The organism is Streptomyces aureus (assembly GCF_001418135.1).
GTDB lineage: Bacteria > Actinomycetota > Actinomycetes > Streptomycetales > Streptomycetaceae > Streptomyces > Streptomyces aureus_A.
The window spans coordinates 1-2,576 of the sequence record NZ_LIPQ01000421.1 but is presented as its reverse complement, the minus strand read 5'-3'; the positions used below and the strand labels follow the sequence as shown (position 1 = coordinate 2,576).

The 2,576-nt window shown below is 75.5% G+C and carries 1 protein-coding gene; it reads left to right on the top strand.

Annotated features, from left to right (window positions below; genetic code table 11):
- Positions 1-195: 195 nt before the first annotated feature.
- Positions 196-2,576, top strand: a 2,381-nt coding sequence (locus AOK00_RS29470) for an FtsX-like permease family protein (RefSeq protein WP_055603277.1), incomplete at its 3' end; no start/stop codon positions are given.

Sequence of the window (2,576 nt, the reverse complement as noted above, 5' to 3'; positions counted from 1 at the left end):
CAGCTCCCAGCTCCCAGCTCCACGGACGGACACATTCCGGAGACGGAACCCCGGATAACGGTCACGATCGGATCAAGGTGGGCCCGCAAGCGGTTTCCAGCGGCACATGCACTCTGAAAGCATCCGAGAGAAGTTTCGGGAGCGTTCGACACGTGTTCGACGTGCGCACCGTGATCAGGGTGGCCAGGGGGATGGGTGACGGGGTTCGTTTTTCTGCGCGTCAGGGCGCACCGGCTGCTGCTCGCCGCGGCACTGCTCGCCGTGCTCCTGACGACCTCGGTGCTCGCCACCCTCGCCTCGTTCTCCGGGACGATCGGGGACGCCGCGCTCCAGGCGGGGCTGCGGGGGCGTCCCGCGGCCGCCGCCTCGCTGCTCGTGAGCGGGCAGGTGTCCGCCGCCAAGCGGGCGGATGCCGAGGAGGCCGTCCAGGAGGGGATGCGGAAGACCTTCGACGGGCTGCCCGTGACCGTACGGCGGCTGGAGCGCTCAGGTCCGTACGCGCTGCCCCGGAGCCTTCAGCCGCCCTCCGCCCGTAAGGGCGACCCCGACCTGACGCACTTCGCCGCGCTCGACCGCTCGCGGCTCTCCCTCGTCAAGGGCGCCTGGCCCTCGGCCGCCCGCACGGCCGGTGTCGTCGAGACGGCGCTGCCCGAGGAGGCCGCGCGGCGGCTGAAGGTCGCTCCCGGTGCCGTGCTCGACCTCACCGACCGGCTCGACGCCCGGAAGGTGAAGGCCCGGGTCACCGGCGTCTACCGGCCCACCGACACCGGCGACCTCTACTGGCAGCTGGATCCGGCCGGGGGCCGCGGTGTGCGGACGGTCGCGTTCACGACGTACGGGCCGCTGCTCGTCGACCCGGTCGTCATGGCCTCCGGCGCGCTGACCACCGGCGAGACGGCCTGGCTGGGCTCCGCCGACTTCACCGGCTTCACCACCGACCGCATCGACACGCTGCGCGCCGCCGCGACCGAGGGCCCGAAGGCGCTGGCCGGTGCCACCGACCGGTTCGGCACGACGGTCACCGCGGCCACCGCGCTGCCCGCCGTCCTGGAACAGACCCAGCGGTCCCTGCTCGTCTCCCGCTCCACCCTGCTGATCGTCGCCGTCCAGCTGGTGCTCCTCGCCGCGTACGCGCTGCTGCTCGTCGCCCGGCTGCTCAGCACCGAGCGGTCCGGGGAGACCGCGCTGCTGCGGGCCCGCGGTGGATCGCGGCGCCGGATCGCCGGGCTCGCCGCCGCCGAGGCGCTGCTGCTCGCCCTGCCGGCCGCGATCGCCGCCCCGCTCCTCTCGGGACCGCTCACCCGGCTCTTCGCCGAGCGGTCCGCGCTCTCCTCCTTCGGCGTACAGCTCGACACGACCCCGTCGCTCCAGGTGTGGCTGGTGGCCGCCGCGGTCGCCCTGTGCTGCGCGGCCGCCGTCGTCGCGCCCGCGCTCGCCGCCGGGGACGGCTCCGTCGTCTCGCTGCGCAAGGCCCGATCGGCCTCGCTGCCCGGTCCCGTACGGGCCGGAGCGGACCTCGGCCTGCTCGCCGTCGCCGCCGTCGCCTACTGGCAGTTGCAGCGGCCCGCCGCCGCGGGCGGCACCCTCGGCACGGACGGGGACGGCGCCGGATCCATCGACCCGGTGCTCGTCGCCGCGCCCGCCCTCGCCCTGCTCGCCGGCACCGTCCTGACGCTGCGTCTGCTGCCGCCCGCCGCCAAGCTGGCCGAGCGGCGCGCGGCGGGCGGACGGGGTCTCTCCGCCGCCCTCGCCGGCTGGCAGTTCAGCCGCCGGCCACTGCGCGGCGCGGGTCCCGTCCTGCTGCTCGTCCTCGCGGTGGCGATGGGCATGCTGGCCATCGGACAGAGCGGCTCCTGGGAGCGTTCGCAGCGCGACCAGGCCGACTTCCGCGTCGGCGCGGCCGTCCGCGTCCTCAGCGCCGGCCCCGGTGAGCCCACCGAGACCGAACAGCTGGGCAAGGCACCCGGCGTCCGCGCCGTTGCCCCGGTGCACCGCACCACCATGGACCTGACCGGGAGGCACGCGACCATCCTGGCCGTGGACACCCGTAACGCCGCCGACGGCATGCTGCTCCGCCCCGACCTCGCCGACGTGCCCGCCCGCTCCCTCCTCTCCCCGCTGGCACCCGAGGCCACCACCCGCCCCGGCCTCCCGATGCCCGCCGGGACCCGGACGCTCACCGCCGACCTGCGGCTCGCCGAACCGAAGGTCGCGGCCCGGGTCACGGCGGTCCTGGAGGACCCGAACGGCGTCCCCTACCGCCGGTCCATGGGACCGCTGCCCGCCGACGGCCGGACGCACCGGTTGACCCTGGACGTCGGCGCCATGACCGCGGGCACCGGGGGCGACCGGGGCTCCGCCGGGCTGCTCACCCTCGTCGGCCTGGAGTTCACCGGAGAGATCACCGCCGACGCGAAGGGCACCCAGACGCTCCGCGTGGAGCGGTTCGGTGTCGTCGGCGCGGACGGCCGCGAGAAGGTCCACGCCCCCGGGACGCTCCTCGGCTCCTGGACGCACTCCTTCGAGCAGACCAAGCAGGGCGACCCCCAGCACCCCGTCCCCACCTCCGGCGTGCC